Genomic DNA, 16,497 nt, shown 5'->3' with positions numbered 1-16,497 from the left:
TCTAATCCTTTTATTTTTTCATTTTTCTAGTTTACATAATATATATTATAGAACGTTAACTGAAATCAACTACATATCATATCAAAATACAAGTATACTTAGAATAATGAGATATTAGAAATAAAATGAGATTGCTTGCTATATATAATAAATCTGTAAATAAATTTCATATGTATATATAAATGGCTAATTCATAATTCAATTGCAATAAAATTCGCTTGTTGCTGTAAATGAATTTAGACATTTATGCGTACGATTAATTTAATGTTAATGATCACAAAAATGATTTCATTTCTTGTATTATTTTTCATTTAGCGCTATAGCTCGTCTATATAATATGGTTACGTGTTCCGAAGGTTTTCATCATTTTTCTAGTTTACATAATGTGTTACGTTGTTTTATTTTACCATCACTACTATGTATCTGATTGGCTGTTCTATGCTGCCAGATGTTCTAATAAATAAATTTTCTTTTTTGATCACCATTGGTTAAAAATGGTTATTTGTGAATATATATCCAAAATATAAGTTATAAGCCCCGCATATTTTGTACCAAAATGAATTATTTTGAATAAAAATTCATTTTTCTTTGTGTTGTTACAGCCGTAAAAAAAGAACGAGGGCATCTCCCCGTTCTTTTTTTATATAATTAACTCGCAATTCTTTCTTCTGGTTTTGTTTCTTCTTCCCAGCATGATGCGTTTGTTAAACCGTCGATGCTCTCTGCTTTAAATACAGGCTCCTTCCCTTCTTTTCGCTGTGATACATAGTCTTGTAAGACCGCAAAAGCCACTTTTCCTAATAAGAAGATCGCAATTAAGTTAATGAGTGTCATCAGTGCCATTGCTAAGTCTGCTAGGCTCCAAACGAATTCTAAGCTTGCCATAGTTCCGAAAGCAACCATGCCTAGAACCATTAAGCGGTATACAAGTAATGATGTTTTGCTTGATTTAATAAAATCAATGTTTGTTTCTCCGTAGTAGTAGCTTCCGATAATGGAACTGAAAGCGAATAAGAAGATAGAAATCGCTACGAATGTGTTTGCCCATGCGCCAACATGTGAAGCAAGTGCTGCCTGCAGCAATTCAATGCCGTTTAAATCTGTGTTTCCGTATTGATCTGATAATAGAATGATAAAAGCCGTTGCGCTACATACGATTAATGTATCGATGAATACGCCAAGTGTTTGGATTAACCCTTGTTTTGCTGGGTGTGTAACAGATGCCGTTGCAGCTGCGTTCGGTGCACTTCCCATACCAGCTTCATTTGAAAACAAACCACGTTTCACACCAAGCATGATGGCTGCCCCCATTGTTCCGCCTGCAAACTGTTCGAAACCGAATGCGCTTTTGAAGATTAAGCTGAAAACAGCTGGCATTTCACTAATGTTCATGATGACAACATATAAGCTGATGATTAAATAGAAAACAGCCATGATTGGTACGATAATTTCAGAGAATTTAGCAATGCGGTGAACGCCTCCGAAAATGATAGCAGCTGTTAAAGCTGTTAAAATAACGCCCATGACGATTTCATTTGTGCCGAATGCTATTTTGAACGCGCTTGAAATTGTGTTAGATTGTACAGAGTTGAAAATAAGGCCGAAACATAGCGCGATCAGAATAGCGAAAATAATGCCTAACCATCTTGCATTTAACCCTTTTTCCATGTAGTAAGCTGGGCCTCCGCGGAAGCCATTTTTATCTTTCACTTTATATACTTGTGCAAGTGTGCTCTCAATAAAACTTGTAGCTCCTCCGATAATTGCTACGAGCCACATCCAAAAAATTGATCCTGGCCCCCCTACTGCTAAGGCAATAGCAACCCCTGCCATGTTCCCTGTTCCGATACGAGTTGCTGCCCCAATAAAGAACGATTGAAGCGATGAAATATCTTTTTGACTGCTGCCTGATGAAGCGATTGATTTATCTCCTAATAAACGAAACATTTCTTTAATTAATCGAATTTGAACGAATTTTGTTCGAACTGTAAAGTAAATCCCCATTCCGATTAGTGCGGCAATTAATACGTATGACCATAAAACGTTGTTCAACGATGAAATAATGCCATTGAGCATTTCCATAATGTTCACTCTCCTAGATGCGTTGTTTGAAATTGGAATGAAGACCGGTCAATCTTTATCCTTTATCACTTTAAAGCTGATTCGCGTTTAAATGTGTGTGTAATTGAATTATATCTGCTCATTCGACAAAATTATACACTTTTTTCTCTTTTTTCTGAAAAATTAAATATATCAAAATATGGAATCTCATAAATTGTTATAATCTTACTCTTTCCATAACAGTAATTATCCAAAAAAGGTAATTATATGGGGAAAGCATCCCCTTTTACCCGCTCCTGTATTCCATACTTGGAAAAATGAAGTAAGACTCTTCCTTTCTTGCTCATGCTAAAATGAGATGAAGGATGTGATCATCATGGGGAAACGAATAAACATCATGATACGATTAGCTCTTTTTCTCTTTTTACCTATTCTCTTAAGTTTGGACTCTCCCGCTTATGATTCTAATTATCAAGCAAAATACACATCGCCTGAAGGAATTGCCTTTTTAAGCTATACAGACACGTGGGATGAGGAAAAGTTAAAAGGTTTATATGAAGAGTTATTGAAAAATAAGCATGGAAGTGAGATTTATATGTTGCAAGAAGTGCGGGTAAAAGCAGGTTCATATGCAGATTCCCGTGTGAAGGCTCATTTTCATGCATGGACGAATACGATTACGTTATATAATGGCGATCAATATACAGAACCTTCCGCTTATCGAGAAACATTGGCTCACGAATATGGGCATCATTTCGCCTATTATCATTTTATCTCTCACCATCTTCCCTTTTCGACAGGGGCAGATATAAGAGGATTAAACGATGAACCCGTACGCTGGGATGCGTTTTGGAATTACTCAGGGAATCATCATAAATGGTATCCTCAAGAAATTATGGCAGATGATTATGTGCTGTTGTATGGTGCTGTGGAGCCATCGGATCGCGAAGATGTTCATAGCAATGAAGCGTTCTATCGTCGAACAGAACACGAAAATCAAGATATTGAAAACGTATTTGATAATGAGGAGTTGCATCAATATTTAGAGGAAAAGACAGGGCTCGAAATAGATAAAAGCCGCTTGCTTAATACGCCGAGCTTCAGTCTGTTGAAGAAGATTCCCTTTTCTTTTCTATTGCCGAGAAAGAGGATGTGGCGTATCGATTAAATATATCAGTCTATGAACAAGAAAATGATGCTTATACAGAAGACGGGTATTATGAATGGACGGATATTACATCTGAAAATGATGGAAAAGAGCTCATGTTTTCACTTGATACGGTCTCTCTTCCTTCTGACGGATATTTAAAAGTAAATGTCGATGTGCTTGACTTAACAACATCGATTGGTTTTGAAACAGAAGCTTTTTTTATGAAGGTACAAGATGAGAACGTAACTGGTCCGCTTGCGTTAGATGACTTACCTGAAATTAAGTAGACTAAAAAATGTTGTCTAGCAAATAGACAACATTTTTTAGTCTTTATTGTGAAAACGATGAAGTTGTTCCAATAGATTTTCTGCTGTTAAAATTTCGATTTGTCGCTCGCCAAGCAAGTCGAAATGAGGATAATGGGAACGATGATGAATATAGCGTGAAGGAATGCCATATTGCTTGCCCCATTCTGCTAGACGCTCGATATCGGCACATCCGACTTTCGTGACGGTTTTCATGCCTGGAAAGCGTTCATCGATCCAATAATGTGTCAAAAAGGCGATTTCTCCGCTTCTCACTTTATCTTTCCAACGTTGTAATTCTTCTCGTTTAATGCCAAAAGCCATCCTGTCACCTCTTTCCTTCTTATCGTACCATAAGGAAAGAAAAACAGCGAAGAAGGAAGCATGTTCTGTTTATCGTTTGACTAAAATTTGGGATAATGGTTTTTTCGTAATATCTGGCACTTGGCAATCTTTTGCTGGATAGCCTACAGGAAGAACAACAATTGGCATTTCCTCTTTTGGTCTTTTTAATAAATCGCGCAAGAATGTCATCGGACTAGGTGTATGTGTTAAAGTACATAACCCAGCATGATGCAAGGCAGACATTAAAATACCGACAGCAATCCCCGTACTAATTAACGGCATCGTTTTTTCTTTTGAAGAAGAATCCTCTATTTTAAATGCTGCAATTACATACGGCGCATCTGTTAAATGCGGTTTTTGCCAATTCGTACCGAGCGGCTGTAGTACATCCCGCCATTCATCCGTAATTTTCTCCTCGTAAAACTTCTTTTCTTCACTTTCCGCTTGCTCCCGTATTTTCTTCTTTATTTCAAGATGACTCACAAGTACGAAACGAAAGGCTTGTGACTTTGTGAGTTTTGGAACGGCAGTGACCGCCTGAAAAGCTTGCTGAATAAGCGTCAAATCAATAGGCTCTGTTGAATAGTCACGAACATTGCGTCTTCGTTTTATAAAGTCATAATAGCGAGATGCCATGTTTAATTGTTCTTCATCAGATTGAAAAACAGGTTTCTTTAAGGGAGTCTCTTTTTCTGAAAAAGAGAGAGTGATATCAGCATCTACTAAACTTTCTAATGAAAATGGTTCTAACTCTTCTTGCACCTTTGCATACCCAACAGCAAACAACAAAAACGGCGTTTCATTGTCTGGTCGCTGAAGGAAGTCTTTCATGGCCTTGATCGGCCGATGAATTCGGTAATCCAGTCTGGCGTGCTTTAGAGCCGCAATAAAAAATCCGGCACAAATAGCCGTTGATTCATTCGGGTAGTAATGTTTCACTTTTTCGATTGAGCCGTCGTTTTTTCGTTCTAAGCCGTACTTTTGCTTAAATAGCGCAACGACATACGGAGCAGACTCCAAAAACGCTTTGTCTGTTTCAACGTTTTGCTTCCTCTCCCTCCCTTCTTCCTCAGCTGCCTTACGTAATTGTTTTTTCATGAGCGGATCTTTAATAAGTACAAACGTCCATGGCTGCTGATTAGCGCCTGACGGTGACGTACCCGCTGCATGGATGATTTTCTCCATCACATCTTCTGAAACAGGTCGTTCGGAAAATTGGCTTGCTTCATGAGAAGCGTGCATCGTATCAACGAATGCCTGTACACGTTGTTGCTGCTGCTGAGACTGTAGCCGCTCAAAATTTAATAAAATAGAACCGTTGCTGATTGCCATTTATTTTTCCTCCCTATGTATGCGGAACATTCTTCCCTTTTGATTTTACTATAGTTGGAAAAATGATAACTCGTCAATAATATTCAGACTACTCAAGAGTTTTTCGTATTGGTACAAAAAAGACTTGAAAGAATGTTAAACTAGTAATCATTAGTGATAAAAGAACCGTTTTGTTAATATACGTGTACAAAAGTGTAAAAGCGTTAAAAACTAACTTTTAAGGAGAACGATGTGAAAAAACAACATTCGCAAACGTTAGAACAAAAACTTATCCAGCATTCTTTCAAGGACGATGATTCTCAAGACTTAATTAGCGTTGAAATGAAAGGGCTGGCAAGCAATGAAGCTGAACTAAAGCTAAACGCACTTAAATTATTAATAAGCCGAATGGATCTTCAAGACGCTTGTGCTGGAAACGAAAGTATTTTTGAACTGATGATGGATCAAGTTTTATTAAGCACGGCGGAACAACTAGGTTATGAAGGCTGGTATGATTTTCTCCCAGAAGGATCTATTCCGTATAATCCTGAAACGAATGAAATGGAAGTATCAGAGCCAGTCAATTGGCTTTTGCTTAAACAGTATGTCGATAGAAAAGCCTCACAATGGACCGGTAAAAGTATGACCGAACATTAATCGACGAATCTTAGTTCAGGTAAAGAAAAGAGAGACACGAATTTGTGCCTCTCTTTTTTCTGTTCTGTTTATATTTGTTTTGAAAATTCCTCAACTAATCCGTTGAAAATGGTTAAGGCGTGCTCGATTGGTTCTTGTTTTGATAAATCAACGCCCGCTTTCTTTAATAATTCAAGCGGATAGTCGGAGCTGCCGCTTTTGAGGAAGTTTAAATAGGCTTCCTGTGCCGAGTGTTCACCCTTTAGTAACTGGTCTGCAAGGTGGATAGCAGAAGCAAAGCCTGTTGCGTATTTGTATACATAAAACGGACGGTAAAAATGAGGAATTCGTGTCCAGCCATATTTTACTTCCTCCTCAAAGACAATGTCGTCTCCGTTGTACTCACGAAACAGATTTTCATAAATACGACTGAATTCGGCGGCGTTGAGCGGTTCGCCCTTTTCTGCCTTTTCGTGCGTGATTTTTTCAAACTCCGCAAACATCACTTGCGTAAAGAATGTCCCTTTAAATTGATCGATAAAATGATTCAATAAATGCTGTTTCATTTGCGGGTCGTCTGTATGCTTTAATAAGTATTTGATAAGCAGCACTTCATTAACCGTTGATGCGACTTCAGCGACGAAAATGGAGTAACCGGCTTTAATTTGTGGCTGGTGCTTACTTGAATAATAGCTGTGCATCGCATGACCCATCTCATGTGTTAGCGTGAATAAACTGTTTAAATCGTCTTGATGATTTAACAGAACAAACGGATGAACACCGTAAAGACCTAAATTGTAAGCACCAGACCGTTTTCCAGGTGTTTCCCTTACGTCGATATAGCGCTTTTCCTTAAAGCTTCTCAGCGTCTCTACATAGTCCTCTCCGAGCGGCTTCAAGCTTTCTAGCATCGTGTCATACGCTTCCTCGTATGAAATTTCTTGCTTCATCCCGCTCACTAACGGAACACTTAAATCGTAAGCGCGTAATTCGTCGACTTTAAGTTGCTTTTTTCGGATACGCATATATTCGTGAAGCGGTTTAATGTTTTGCTTTGTCGTTTCAATTAAATTGTCATATACATCTATTGGAATCATGTCTGAAAACAGCGCCCGCTCTAACGCAGACGGATATTTCCTCATTTCTGACAGCGTTACATTATTTTTAATCGCCGAAGACAGTGTTGAGGCAATCGTGTTTTGAAGTTGAACGTACGGCTCATAGTATGCATGATACGCCTCTTTTCGTTTTTCACGATTTTCGTCTTCCATAAGCTTCGAATACATGCCTCTTGTAAGCGGAACTTGATTTCCGTTATCGTCTGTGACCGTTCCAAAGCGGATATCAGCATTGTTGATCATTCCAAACGTATTTTTTGGAGAAGAAAGTGCCTCGCCCATTTTAGACAGTACTTCTTCTTGTTCTTTACTTAAGACATGCTTTTTATAGCGGTATGATTCAAGTAAATCATCTTCAAAATAAGCAAGCTCCTGTACATCCTTTATGTATCCTTTTAACACGCTTTCCTCTAGGCTTAATAAAAATGGCATGAAAAACGAAGTTGCGCTGCTCATTTTTCGGCCAAGCTGTGCCGCACGGTCAAGTAAAGCCTGGGAATCAGACACACGTGTATCTGTATCCATCTGCAAATGCGCATAGACGTACAATTTGCTGTACAAATAGCGCGCGTTTTCCGTCAGCTGCAAATAATCACATAACGAGCGGGCATCTTGAATCGCACCGTCGAACGTTTTTAATGTTTCAACCATCTCTAGCACTTTCGCATACTCTGCTTCCCAAGCACTCATTTCTGGATAAATATCAGTTAAATCCCATTTTTCACTGTTTGGCACATCGTCTCTTGACGTATACGTTCTCATTGGCAAAACTCCTTTTCTGTTTTCTCTCTATTTATTTCCGGCTGTATTGCTCTTTCAGCATAAGGATACCTTCCTTACACACCCCGTACCGGAGCCATGAACAGCCTTTACAAAGGACGTCCAAATCATCCGGTTCCACTTGATTAGCGACCATCGCCACAAGCTCGCTTTTTTGATAAACGTCTCCGTGGCGAATCCCGAGATGTGTTGTTACATTCGTATCTAATCCAATAACATGTGTTTGAGATTGATTGCAAATGCCGTCTCCTTGATGCGGACAAAATGAACACGTTTCATCGAGCCCGACAACAACTTGAATCGGATAATCAAGTTGGTCGTCTCGTATATCTGTCACGATTTCGGTCATTTTCTCGACGAATTCTGGACTATAGCCCATTCCTCTGAAACCGTGGACGCACAATAAATGATGACCTCTTAATATGGTGTGTTTCATCGCGCATCCCCCCTTTTTAGTCTGTTCTTATAAATCTATTTCAAGAACAACAGGACAATGATCACTTCCCATCACTTGTGAATGAATTTGGGCATCTTGCAGTTGATCGTTCAAGCGGTCAGATACGATAAAATAATCGATGCGCCATCCGATGTTCCGCTCGCGGACTTTGTTCATATAAGACCACCAAGTGTAGGCCCCTTCTTGATCGGGATAAAAGTGACGGAAGGTGTCCATAAATCCTGACTCCAACAATGTTGTCATTTTCCCTCGTTCTTCTTCGGTGAAGCCTGAGTTTCCTCGATTTGGTTTTGGATTTTTTAAGTCGATTTCGGCATGCGCGACATTTAAATCACCGCAATAAACGACTGGTTTGACTTTATCGAGCGCTTGAAGATGCAGACGAAGTTTATCTTCCCAAGCCAACCTAAAATCAAGTCTGGCTAAATCCCGCTGAGCATTCGGTGTATAAACATTCACTAAATAAAAGTTTTCAAATTCTAGCGTTAAAATGCGGCCTTCCGCTTCTTCAGTTTCAAGGCCAACCCCATAGGAAACAGATAAAGGCTCGTGTTTCGTAAATACAGCCGTACCGGAATAGCCTTTTTTCTCTGCGTAATTCCAGTATTGAATATAACCTTCTAATTCCAGGTCAATTTGTCCTGCTTGCAGCTTCGTTTCCTGTATACAAAAAAGGTCGGCGTCCATTTCGTGAAAATAGTCGAGAAAGCCTTTTTTCACACAGGCTCTAATGCCGTTGACGTTCCAAGATATCAATTTCATAAAATGCTGGATTCTCCTTGCTTGTTAATCTTTATAACTCTGTAAAGTTTATCGTAAAAGTTGGTATTCATACAATAAAAAATACCACGACTAGTTCAATGAATAGTTGTGGTATTTTTTATGCTTCTTTATTTTTCTGCCAATACGTTAATGAACTCCCGCATATAATCCGGCAAATCAGGCGGACGGCGACTTGAAACGATGTGTCCGTCGACAACGACTGGTTCGTCATGCCAGTTCGCTCCTGCGTTCATCATGTCATCTTTAATGCCTGGTGTACTTGTAACGTTTCGTCCGTTTAAAATTTTAGCCGAGATTAATACCCAGCCGGCATGGCAAATTTGGCCAATCGGCTTTTCTTGTTGGTCCATTACTTGAACCATCGACAAAATCTCTTCATAGCGTCTTAGCTTATCAGGAGACCAGCCTCCCGGTACTAAGATGGCATCATACTCGTTTGGATCCACCTCTTTAAATGAGCAATCAGATGTAATCGGTACACCGTATTTTCCGATGTACGTTTCATTCGCTTTTTCCCCAGCGATATGAACGATAGCGCCCTCTTCTCGTAAGCGCAGTACTGGATACCAAAGCTCGAGATCTTCGAATTCATCACTAACAAGCTGGATGACTTTTTTTCCTTGCAACTTCATTATGTATTTCCTCCTTTGCCTTTCTTCACTTTTTATTCTGAAGGAAGGATTCGGTAAATGCAAATAAAAGAAAGCCCCGTTACGGGACTTTCCATAAAAAACGACTATTAACGTTGCTTTTCTAACGCGAGCTTTAAGCCGAAGCCGATAAGTACAAGGCCTGTCGCTTTCTCCATCCATTTTTGGACAGTTGGCGCCAGCAGCCATTCACGTAAGTGGGTAATGAAATAGACAAAAAGGACAAACCACGTAATGGAAAGGACTGTGTACGTAACCCCCATCGTGATCAATTGCTTCGTCGTGCCCGCTCCAGGAGTGACAAACTGCGGCAAAAAGGTTAAGAAAAACATCGCCACTTTCGGATTAAGCACATTGGAGAATAGTCCTTGCTGAAAAGAAGAGCCTTTTTCGCTTGACGGATGAGATTCTTGCTTTTTATTTTTAGCGAGAAGGGAAGAAACCCCGAGATAGAACAAATACACCGCTCCGACGTATTTAACGATTTCAAAAGCGAGTGCCGATTGCATTAAAATCGCAGAAAGCCCGAATGCCGCAGCAAACGTATGAACTAATGAGCCGACTGAAATACCTAATGCCATTTGAAACCCCGTTTTTCTTCCTGAAGCAATGGTCGTCTTCGTAATTAACGCGGTATCAATCCCTGGACTAATGACGACAAAAAGCGAAAGCAACAAAAATGTCAGAAATTCATTCATCTTTCTCTCCTCCTTCTGTACTTCCAAAAAACAATGAATTATAATTTAACAAATGTAAGAACAGTTTAACATGTTGAGTATAATTATGAAATGACATTTACGATTATAAAATGAGATTTCATATTTACATGAGGGAGTATAAGATGGAAAACATTGATATTGGTCAGAAAGTGGAAAAACATCGCAAACAGCAAGGGTTGAGTTTGAGGAAACTTGCTGAAATGGCAGATATTACACCGTCGATGTTAAGTCAAATTGAACGGGGGTTAGCGAACCCGTCCATTCAAACGCTCAAGTTAATAGCGAAAGCACTTGATGTTCCGACATTCAGCTTTTTGATGGAGGAAACGAATACGGCTGATTTAGTCGTCCGAGCAAAGGAACGTAGAAAAATGACGATCGATCATTTATCATATGAGCTGCTGTCACCTGATTTTACAGGAAATCTTGCAGCGGCCATCATGAAGGTCCCGCCCCATTCCAAGTCGTCAGAGAAACTGTTAGAGCATAAAGGCGAAGAAGTGGCGTTTATTTTAGAGGGGAAAATTACACTGTATCTTAACGAAGAAGCCATTATCTTAGAGACGGGAGACAGTATCAAAATCCCCGCTTATATGAAGCATAAATGGGAAAATGAATTTGAGGAACAAGCGGTTGTATTATTTGCTGTGACCCCTCCGTCTTTTTGATGACATTTCGTTTCTCTTCTAATATGAAAGGATGACCGCAATGATAAGAAAACCGCTTGGACGAAATATCCAAGCGGTTTTCTCTTATTCGTTTTTACCTGAACCCGGAATGTCGCATCCGTCTTCTGTACAAACGGTTCCGTCACCCTCTGATGGTGATAAGGATTGTAACACAGGTTGTCCGTTTTCTTCTTCCCACACTTTTTGAAGTGCACCAGCGAATACTTCTGACGGCTGTGCGCCAGATATCGCGTATTTATTGTTTAACACGAAGAAAGGAACTCCTTGTACACCAATTTGTCTTGCTTCTGCTTCTTCAGTTCGTACGGTTGTTTCGTAATCATTCCCTTTTAACACCGCTTCTGTTTCTGCACGGTCAAGTCCTGCTTCAACAGCTAAATCAAGCAAGGTTTCATGGTCAGCAAGATGCTTCGAGTCTGTAAAATACGCCTTCAGCAAGCGCTCCGTTACTTCCGCATCTTTTCCTTTTGCTTCCGCAAATTTTGCAAGGCGGTGTGCATCAAACGTATTGGTGCGAATTAATGTTTCAAATTGGAAGTCCAAGCCGACCGATGCCGCTTGCTGTACAATGCCGTCATTCATTTGTTTCGCTTGTTCAACAGACATGCCGTACTTTTTCGCGATAATCTCATGAATAGAGAGGTCTGTATCGCGGCTTGCATTCGGATCTAATTCGAAGCTTTTAAAGACGACTTCTACTTCATCTCGATTCGGAAACTGCTCAAGCGCTTCCTCTAAACGACGTTTTCCAATATAACAAAACGGGCAGGCAAAATCTGACCATACTTCAATTTTCATCGTGACACCTCATTTTTCTTTGTCATCTGTGCATATGATACCACATATTCCCGCATATTCCTTTTAATCTGCCTGCACGTTTTGCCGGCACGTTTCACACAGTCGGTCTGGCGTGTCCCATGAAACAGACTGACTGCATGCTTCACATGTCCGCTCGGCGATATTTATACTAGATTTTAGCCGGTCATGAATGTCGTTGCTGATGCCTTCTCGTACTCGCTCCCACTCAAGTGCTTCCTTCTTTTTGTTCAGTCTGTATAAAAATAGTAAATGAAGCCCCGCTGCTTGATACGACAATTCAAGCTCTTCTAACGTATCCTTTTGGAGAAATGGCTCTGGTACGTTCTTGTTGTACACAATCGCCATGACAGAATTCATCCATTGTTCCACAAGTTCTGGCTCATTTGCAGAAAACGGCAAATGTAAAAAGCGGTAAAGGCTGACTGGGGCAAGACGCTCTTCTAGCTTCGTATCCCGCACAAGGCGATATAGCTCTTGTTCGTCCACAAGAGGCGCTTTTTTCGTGCCAGGCGGATTTTCGAATTTTGCCCATAGTTCAAAGAAGGTCCCGAGCGTCTTTTTATAAGATTGAAACCGAAGTAGCATCTCGTTTGTCGGAGCAATCGTAAATGAAGAAACCGGTTCATCTTCTTGCTGAAGCAGCTCGGTCATGTGATCAATATCTTTCGTAAAAGCAACTTTTCCGACGGGATACATTCCTTTTCTTCCTGCACGTCCGGCAATTTGTTTCACTTCCTGTGACGTCAGTTCACGTCTTTTCAGTCCGTCAAATTTCTCATTTTCCAAAAAGACAATGCGGCGAATCGGTAAATTCAGCCCCATGCCGATGGCGTCTGTTGCGACAATGACGGACGTTTCTCCGTCAAGAAAACGGCGTATTTGTTTTTTTCTCGTTTCCGGCGGCATATTTCCGTAAATCATACTGACGGAATGTCCGTGCCGCTGCAAGCCTGAGGCGACTTCTAATACCCGTCTGCGTGAAAAACAAACGAGTGCATCTCCTGCTTTCGTATCGCTTAGGCGAAAGGCTTGTTCTTCTACTTGAAGCGGAATGTTTCGGCTGTATTCACGAACTTCGACGGTTTGCTGCTGAAGCAGTCCCGTCAGTAATGTTTTCACATTGCGGCTGCCGATAATATGAACTTCACGGGCATTCGCCTTCGTAATCGCTCGGTACCATGAAAAACCGCGTTCTTGATCGGCCATCATTTGTGCTTCATCGATGACGATTACGTCGTAATAATCGGTTTCATCAAACATTTCGACAGTAGACGCTTGATGAGCGGCTTCTAGTGATAAACGCTCTTCTTCCCCCGTTTTTAACGAGCATGGCACACCTTCTGCATTCAAACGATCATAAATTTCAAGTGCCAATAACCGAAGCGGTGCAAGATACAAACCGCTTGCCGCCTGTTTCATTCGCTGAATGGCTCCATATGTTTTTCCTGTATTCGTTTCTCCGATATGAAGAATGTAGCGAATATCGGGATTTGGCGCATGATGGTACTCTTGTCCAAACAACTCTTCTATCATCTTGGCTTCTTCCGCTTTTTTTCGGTCAATTTCCATTAACGCTTCTTCTTTCAGGCGTTCTCGCTCGGCCAAATCTTTTTCGTAAAGAAATTGCTGTTCTTCAAAGTCAAACGGAAGCTCGGCAAGGCGAAGAAGATGCGTAACATGTTCTGCTTGAAGGTGTTCCAAGTAATGGTTCACCTCGTCAAAAAGCGGCTCCAACAGCCATTCAGCCAGCTTCGCATCTGTCAGCGGTTTCCCGAAGCACTTATGAACATCGCTTAAAAGAGATGGAGAAAGCTGATCAATTGCCCATTTTGGCAGCCAATCACTTAAATAATAAGTAAGAAGCCGTTCATATTCATAATAAAGTGTTTCATACTCATAATGCCTTCGATCCCAGCCGCGCGCATGCTTCGGAGGTTCATGCAGAAAATCACCAACGGTATATTGAAGCGGAGGCGGCACCTCTTTTTTCTTTTTCGGCTGTTTGCTTTTCCAGTCAACGGCAAGTTGACTAGCGACATAATGCCTTACATGTATGTATAAAGTAGAAAAGCGGCGCTTCATAATTGTTAAAGCGGTATTAACTACCTTTTCCTTCACCCGCTCCCCTTTTTCCAAAAGTTTTTGTTCTTTTTCCTGTTCGTTCATTGAAAATCTCCTTCTTCTTCTACGCAAATATAGCTCCATTATACTTCAACTAAAAAACATTCTCCCAAGGAAGGAAAATGTTTTCGCATATTTTTTCATTTTATCCTCTGCGGTAAATCACTTCAACGGTTAGGTGCCGGCTGATATCTGGGTGTAAGCATTGTAAAAAAGACTCGGTCACGGCATGCTTGCATAAAGAAAGGACGGATTTTGGGTCTTGCCACATCGACGGTTTGACGAGCTGATTGGCGGTTTGTGCCGCCGCGACCGCACATTGGTCAAACAGCGGTGTCCATGTCGCTTCCGATAGGTACGGATAGCGGACAAGTAATGACAGACGATGCCTTCTTCTCCCATATAGATCAAGATGAGACACTAACAGCTTTTCATAGCTAATGTCATACATAAAGGGCTCTTCTTCCTGTCTTTGGACATAAACTGGCAGTCTATAAGGATAGCATGGATAACGACTTTGAACCATCGGATACCATACCCACGGTGGACAGCCGTACATCGTCTCACACTCCTTTTTCTTTCAACATATGAATGATAAGCCTGTCACATGTGGCGGCTAGAGAAACTTTTCTTGTCTTCCTAGTTATAAACTCTTATATATTGTCCCATAATGATAGAAAAAAAGGTTTTAGGAGGTTATAACGATGCCGATGCAGCGCACATTTATAATGGTCAAGCCCGATGGTGTTAAACGAGGCTTAGTTGGGAAGATTATGAAACGTTTTGAACAAAAAGGATTTGAGTTATTACATGCGGAGCTCATGATGGTAGATAGAGCGAAAGCGGAATATCACTATATGGAGCATGAAGATAAACCGTTTTTCGGCGAATTGGTGGAGTTTATTACATCAGGCCCTGTGTTTGCGATGGTATGGGAAGGCGAAAATATTATTGAAGTTTCTCGTCTAATGATCGGAAAAACGAGTCCTGCAGAAGCCATCCCTGGTACCATTCGCGGTGACTTCGCTTGTTCGAAAGCAGAAAATGTCATTCACGGCTCTGATTCGCTTTTAAGCGCGGAGCGGGAAATCGAAAATTTCTTTGCGCCGTTAAAAAAGCGGGCAGATGATGAGTATTTCGGAGAGAGAAAAAGTATGTAAAAGAAAGAAGCGACCACAACGGCCGCTTCTTTCTTTTTTTATGTGGTTATGACGGTTTTTGGTACGTCGAATAAATATTATGAACAAGTGTATTTAGCTCATGAACTAACGTTTCTAATGAGACTGTAATATGATTTAACGCATCTGAAGAAGCGGATTGCTGCTCGGCAGCGGATAAAATATGTTCGATATCTTTTGAAAAAGCCGATGTAATGTTAGAAGCTTGATCAATTAAATGATTTGTTTGTTCGGAGTGACTTAGCAACAGTTTAGAAGAGCTAGATACATCACTAATTTGATGGCTCACTTCCTTTGTTGAGTTGGAAATTTCATTAAATGCTTGCTGAATTTCTCCAATTTGCGTTAAACCTTTATCCACCTCCAGCAATCCTACTTTCATTTTTGCAGATACATGATCGATACGCTCTTGAATCGAATAGACGACCGACTGTATTTCAAATGCCGATTGATTAGATTGCTGTGCAAGCTTTCGAACTTCTTTTGCGACAACGGCAAAGCCTTTTCCTTGTTCTCCAGCACGTGCCGCTTCAATGGAAGCATTCAGTGCTAAAAGATTGGTTTGATCAGCAATCGTAGAAATCACTCCGACTAATTGGCCAATTTCCCCTGAATTTTGCGCAAGCTCTTTAATCGTCCGATTCGCTTCATTTACTGTTTCCGTAATAACTCGCATTTGTTCGGACATATTTTCAATCGTTTTACTTCCGAACGTTACTTGTTCAGAAGTATCTTTCGCATTTTCACTGACCATTTCCGCCTTTTCTTTTATTTGTTGAATTTGAATGAGCATTGCATGGATACTTTCTGCGCTTAACTGTAATTTCATCGTTTGTCCATCTGCTCCAACTGAAATGGTTTGAATGGATGAAGCAATTTCTTGGCTCGCACTTGTCAATTCCTCTGAGTCAGTCGTTAATTGGTTCACCGACTGCAAAACAGAGGAACTTGTTTTATTTAAACTTTCTAATACTTCGTTTAATGTTTGCTGCTGCAATGCAACGGTACGTTCATATTGTTCTGTATTTAGTTGCTTTGAGTAAATGAACCAAATTGTAGCCCCGCTAATTAAGAGTAAATAAAAAGCATGAATGAACAGTAACGTAAAGCGATAGTCTGACGTTCCACATATTAATTGCGGAAAGAAAAAATAGCCAATCACATGCTGTACAGCAAAAATGACCGTACTCCATATAATTAATTGGCGATTATCATAATACGCAATCATCGCAATCACTAAGAAAATTGAGAAATGATATTCAACTAAACCGTCGCCTCCAGCAATAATTGAAATACTGCTAAAAGTCATAGTTAACATCATCATCCACGGAAGAAGTGGAGAGGTATCGTTTACTTTATAAAGAATCCAACTGCC

The 16,497-nt window shown here is 40.4% G+C and carries 17 protein-coding genes; 5 read left to right on the top strand and 12 right to left on the bottom strand.

Annotation, left to right across the window (positions count from 1 at the left end; genetic code table 11):
• Nucleotides 1–648: 648 nt before the first annotated feature.
• Nucleotides 649–2,082: an alanine/glycine:cation symporter family protein gene (locus ACXAEO_RS10990; protein WP_474880809.1), complete on the bottom strand. Its 1,434-nt coding sequence runs from the start codon at nucleotides 2,080–2,082 to the stop codon at nucleotides 649–651.
• 355 nt (nucleotides 2,083–2,437) lie between these two features.
• On the opposite strand from ACXAEO_RS10990, the gene ACXAEO_RS10985 reads away from it, so the two are divergent.
• Together ACXAEO_RS10985 and ACXAEO_RS10980 are read left to right on the top strand one after the other, a co-directional pair.
• The gene (locus ACXAEO_RS10985; protein WP_474880807.1) at nucleotides 2,438–3,229 is read left to right on the top strand and encodes a hypothetical protein; all 792 of its coding nucleotides are present in this window, start codon (nucleotides 2,438–2,440) and stop codon (nucleotides 3,227–3,229) included.
• Complete coding sequence (locus ACXAEO_RS10980) at nucleotides 3,214–3,498, top strand: hypothetical protein (RefSeq protein ID WP_474880805.1); 285 nt, start codon at nucleotides 3,214–3,216, stop codon at nucleotides 3,496–3,498. The genes ACXAEO_RS10985 and ACXAEO_RS10980 overlap by 16 nt, the downstream gene beginning before the upstream one ends.
• A gap of 36 nt (nucleotides 3,499–3,534) precedes the next feature.
• Here ACXAEO_RS10980 and ACXAEO_RS10975 read toward each other — a convergent pair whose 3' ends face one another.
• Together ACXAEO_RS10975 and ACXAEO_RS10970 are read right to left on the bottom strand one after the other, a co-directional pair.
• Nucleotides 3,535–3,840, bottom strand: a complete 306-nt coding sequence (locus ACXAEO_RS10975) for a hypothetical protein (protein ID WP_474880802.1) — start codon at nucleotides 3,838–3,840, stop codon at nucleotides 3,535–3,537.
• 69 nt (nucleotides 3,841–3,909) lie between these two features.
• On the bottom strand, nucleotides 3,910–5,193 hold the full coding sequence (locus ACXAEO_RS10970; protein ID WP_474880800.1) for a nitroreductase family protein: 1,284 nt from the start codon (nucleotides 5,191–5,193) through the stop codon (nucleotides 3,910–3,912).
• A 231-nt stretch (nucleotides 5,194–5,424) separates the two neighbouring features.
• On the opposite strand from ACXAEO_RS10970, the gene ACXAEO_RS10965 reads away from it, so the two are divergent.
• On the top strand, nucleotides 5,425–5,829 hold the full coding sequence (locus ACXAEO_RS10965; RefSeq protein ID WP_474880797.1) for a hypothetical protein: 405 nt from the start codon (nucleotides 5,425–5,427) through the stop codon (nucleotides 5,827–5,829).
• A 68-nt stretch (nucleotides 5,830–5,897) separates the two neighbouring features.
• On the opposite strand, the gene pepF is transcribed toward ACXAEO_RS10965, so the two are convergent.
• The 5 genes from pepF to ACXAEO_RS10940 form a co-directional block, all read right to left on the bottom strand.
• Nucleotides 5,898–7,688: an oligoendopeptidase F gene (gene pepF, locus ACXAEO_RS10960; RefSeq protein WP_474880795.1), complete on the bottom strand. Its 1,791-nt coding sequence runs from the start codon at nucleotides 7,686–7,688 to the stop codon at nucleotides 5,898–5,900.
• Nucleotides 7,689–7,719: 31 nt separating this feature from the next.
• Complete coding sequence (locus tag ACXAEO_RS10955; protein WP_474880791.1) at nucleotides 7,720–8,142, bottom strand: DUF1284 domain-containing protein; 423 nt, start codon at nucleotides 8,140–8,142, stop codon at nucleotides 7,720–7,722.
• A 27-nt stretch (nucleotides 8,143–8,169) separates the two neighbouring features.
• On the bottom strand, nucleotides 8,170–8,925 hold the full coding sequence (locus ACXAEO_RS10950; RefSeq protein ID WP_474880788.1) for an exodeoxyribonuclease III: 756 nt from the start codon (nucleotides 8,923–8,925) through the stop codon (nucleotides 8,170–8,172).
• A 128-nt stretch (nucleotides 8,926–9,053) separates the two neighbouring features.
• Nucleotides 9,054–9,578, bottom strand: a complete 525-nt coding sequence (locus ACXAEO_RS10945; RefSeq protein ID WP_474880785.1) for a type 1 glutamine amidotransferase domain-containing protein — start codon at nucleotides 9,576–9,578, stop codon at nucleotides 9,054–9,056.
• A 107-nt stretch (nucleotides 9,579–9,685) separates the two neighbouring features.
• A complete protein-coding gene (locus ACXAEO_RS10940) occupies nucleotides 9,686–10,294 on the bottom strand; it encodes a LysE family translocator (protein WP_474880783.1) in 609 nt (202 codons plus the stop codon).
• Between the two features lie 143 nt (nucleotides 10,295–10,437).
• Between ACXAEO_RS10940 and ACXAEO_RS10935 the strand changes: the two genes are divergently transcribed.
• Nucleotides 10,438–10,983 carry a helix-turn-helix domain-containing protein gene (locus tag ACXAEO_RS10935; protein WP_474880780.1) on the top strand — a complete coding sequence of 182 codons (546 nt, stop codon included), beginning with the start codon at nucleotides 10,438–10,440 and terminating at the stop codon, nucleotides 10,981–10,983.
• Between the two features lie 84 nt (nucleotides 10,984–11,067).
• On the opposite strand, the gene ACXAEO_RS10930 is transcribed toward ACXAEO_RS10935, so the two are convergent.
• The 3 genes from ACXAEO_RS10930 to ACXAEO_RS10920 form a co-directional block, all read right to left on the bottom strand.
• On the bottom strand, nucleotides 11,068–11,802 hold the full coding sequence (locus ACXAEO_RS10930; RefSeq protein WP_474880778.1) for a DsbA family oxidoreductase: 735 nt from the start codon (nucleotides 11,800–11,802) through the stop codon (nucleotides 11,068–11,070).
• Nucleotides 11,803–11,865: 63 nt separating this feature from the next.
• Nucleotides 11,866–13,989 (bottom strand): DEAD/DEAH box helicase, encoded by a 2,124-nt coding sequence (locus ACXAEO_RS10925; protein ID WP_474880776.1) that lies wholly within the window; start codon nucleotides 13,987–13,989, stop codon nucleotides 11,866–11,868.
• 100 nt (nucleotides 13,990–14,089) lie between these two features.
• The gene (locus tag ACXAEO_RS10920) at nucleotides 14,090–14,503 is read right to left on the bottom strand and encodes a hypothetical protein (RefSeq protein ID WP_474880774.1); all 414 of its coding nucleotides are present in this window, start codon (nucleotides 14,501–14,503) and stop codon (nucleotides 14,090–14,092) included.
• A gap of 151 nt (nucleotides 14,504–14,654) precedes the next feature.
• Between ACXAEO_RS10920 and ndk the strand changes: the two genes are divergently transcribed.
• Nucleotides 14,655–15,104, top strand: a complete 450-nt coding sequence (ndk, locus tag ACXAEO_RS10915; protein WP_474884107.1) for a nucleoside-diphosphate kinase — start codon at nucleotides 14,655–14,657, stop codon at nucleotides 15,102–15,104.
• A 46-nt stretch (nucleotides 15,105–15,150) separates the two neighbouring features.
• Here the strand turns inward: ndk and ACXAEO_RS10910 are convergent, their stop codons facing one another.
• Nucleotides 15,151–15,798: a methyl-accepting chemotaxis protein gene (locus tag ACXAEO_RS10910; protein WP_474884105.1), complete on the bottom strand. Its 648-nt coding sequence runs from the start codon at nucleotides 15,796–15,798 to the stop codon at nucleotides 15,151–15,153.
• Between the last annotated feature and the right edge of the window lie 699 nt (nucleotides 15,799–16,497).

The organism is Bacillus sp. ABA4_010, assembly GCF_056159105.1.
Note: the sequence above shows the minus strand (reverse complement) of the source record. Positions and strands in the feature narration are given on the sequence as shown.

What these genes read in the sequence shown, in the direction of transcription:
- pepF (WP_474880795.1), bottom strand. Translation starts at nt 7,688, where the DNA reads ATGAGAACGTATACGTCAAGAGACGATGTGCCAAACAGTGAAAAATGG.
- ndk (WP_474884107.1), top strand. Translation starts at nt 14,655, where the DNA reads ATGCAGCGCACATTTATAATGGTCAAGCCCGATGGTGTTAAACGAGGC.
- ACXAEO_RS10935 (WP_474880780.1), top strand. Translation starts at nt 10,438, where the DNA reads ATGGAAAACATTGATATTGGTCAGAAAGTGGAAAAACATCGCAAACAG.
- ACXAEO_RS10910 (WP_474884105.1), bottom strand. Translation starts at nt 15,798, where the DNA reads ATGCGAGTTATTACGGAAACAGTAAATGAAGCGAATCGGACGATTAAA.
- ACXAEO_RS10945 (WP_474880785.1), bottom strand. Translation starts at nt 9,578, where the DNA reads ATGAAGTTGCAAGGAAAAAAAGTCATCCAGCTTGTTAGTGATGAATTC.
- ACXAEO_RS10925 (WP_474880776.1), bottom strand. Translation starts at nt 13,989, where the DNA reads ATGAACGAACAGGAAAAAGAACAAAAACTTTTGGAAAAAGGGGAGCGG.
- ACXAEO_RS10975 (WP_474880802.1), bottom strand. Translation starts at nt 3,840, where the DNA reads ATGGCTTTTGGCATTAAACGAGAAGAATTACAACGTTGGAAAGATAAA.
- ACXAEO_RS10920 (WP_474880774.1), bottom strand. Translation starts at nt 14,503, where the DNA reads ATGTACGGCTGTCCACCGTGGGTATGGTATCCGATGGTTCAAAGTCGT.
- ACXAEO_RS10985 (WP_474880807.1), top strand. Translation starts at nt 2,438, where the DNA reads ATGGGGAAACGAATAAACATCATGATACGATTAGCTCTTTTTCTCTTT.
- ACXAEO_RS10950 (WP_474880788.1), bottom strand. Translation starts at nt 8,925, where the DNA reads ATGAAATTGATATCTTGGAACGTCAACGGCATTAGAGCCTGTGTGAAA.
- ACXAEO_RS10940 (WP_474880783.1), bottom strand. Translation starts at nt 10,294, where the DNA reads ATGAATGAATTTCTGACATTTTTGTTGCTTTCGCTTTTTGTCGTCATT.
- ACXAEO_RS10990 (WP_474880809.1), bottom strand. Translation starts at nt 2,082, where the DNA reads ATGGAAATGCTCAATGGCATTATTTCATCGTTGAACAACGTTTTATGG.
- ACXAEO_RS10930 (WP_474880778.1), bottom strand. Translation starts at nt 11,802, where the DNA reads ATGAAAATTGAAGTATGGTCAGATTTTGCCTGCCCGTTTTGTTATATT.
- ACXAEO_RS10970 (WP_474880800.1), bottom strand. Translation starts at nt 5,193, where the DNA reads ATGGCAATCAGCAACGGTTCTATTTTATTAAATTTTGAGCGGCTACAG.
- ACXAEO_RS10955 (WP_474880791.1), bottom strand. Translation starts at nt 8,142, where the DNA reads ATGAAACACACCATATTAAGAGGTCATCATTTATTGTGCGTCCACGGT.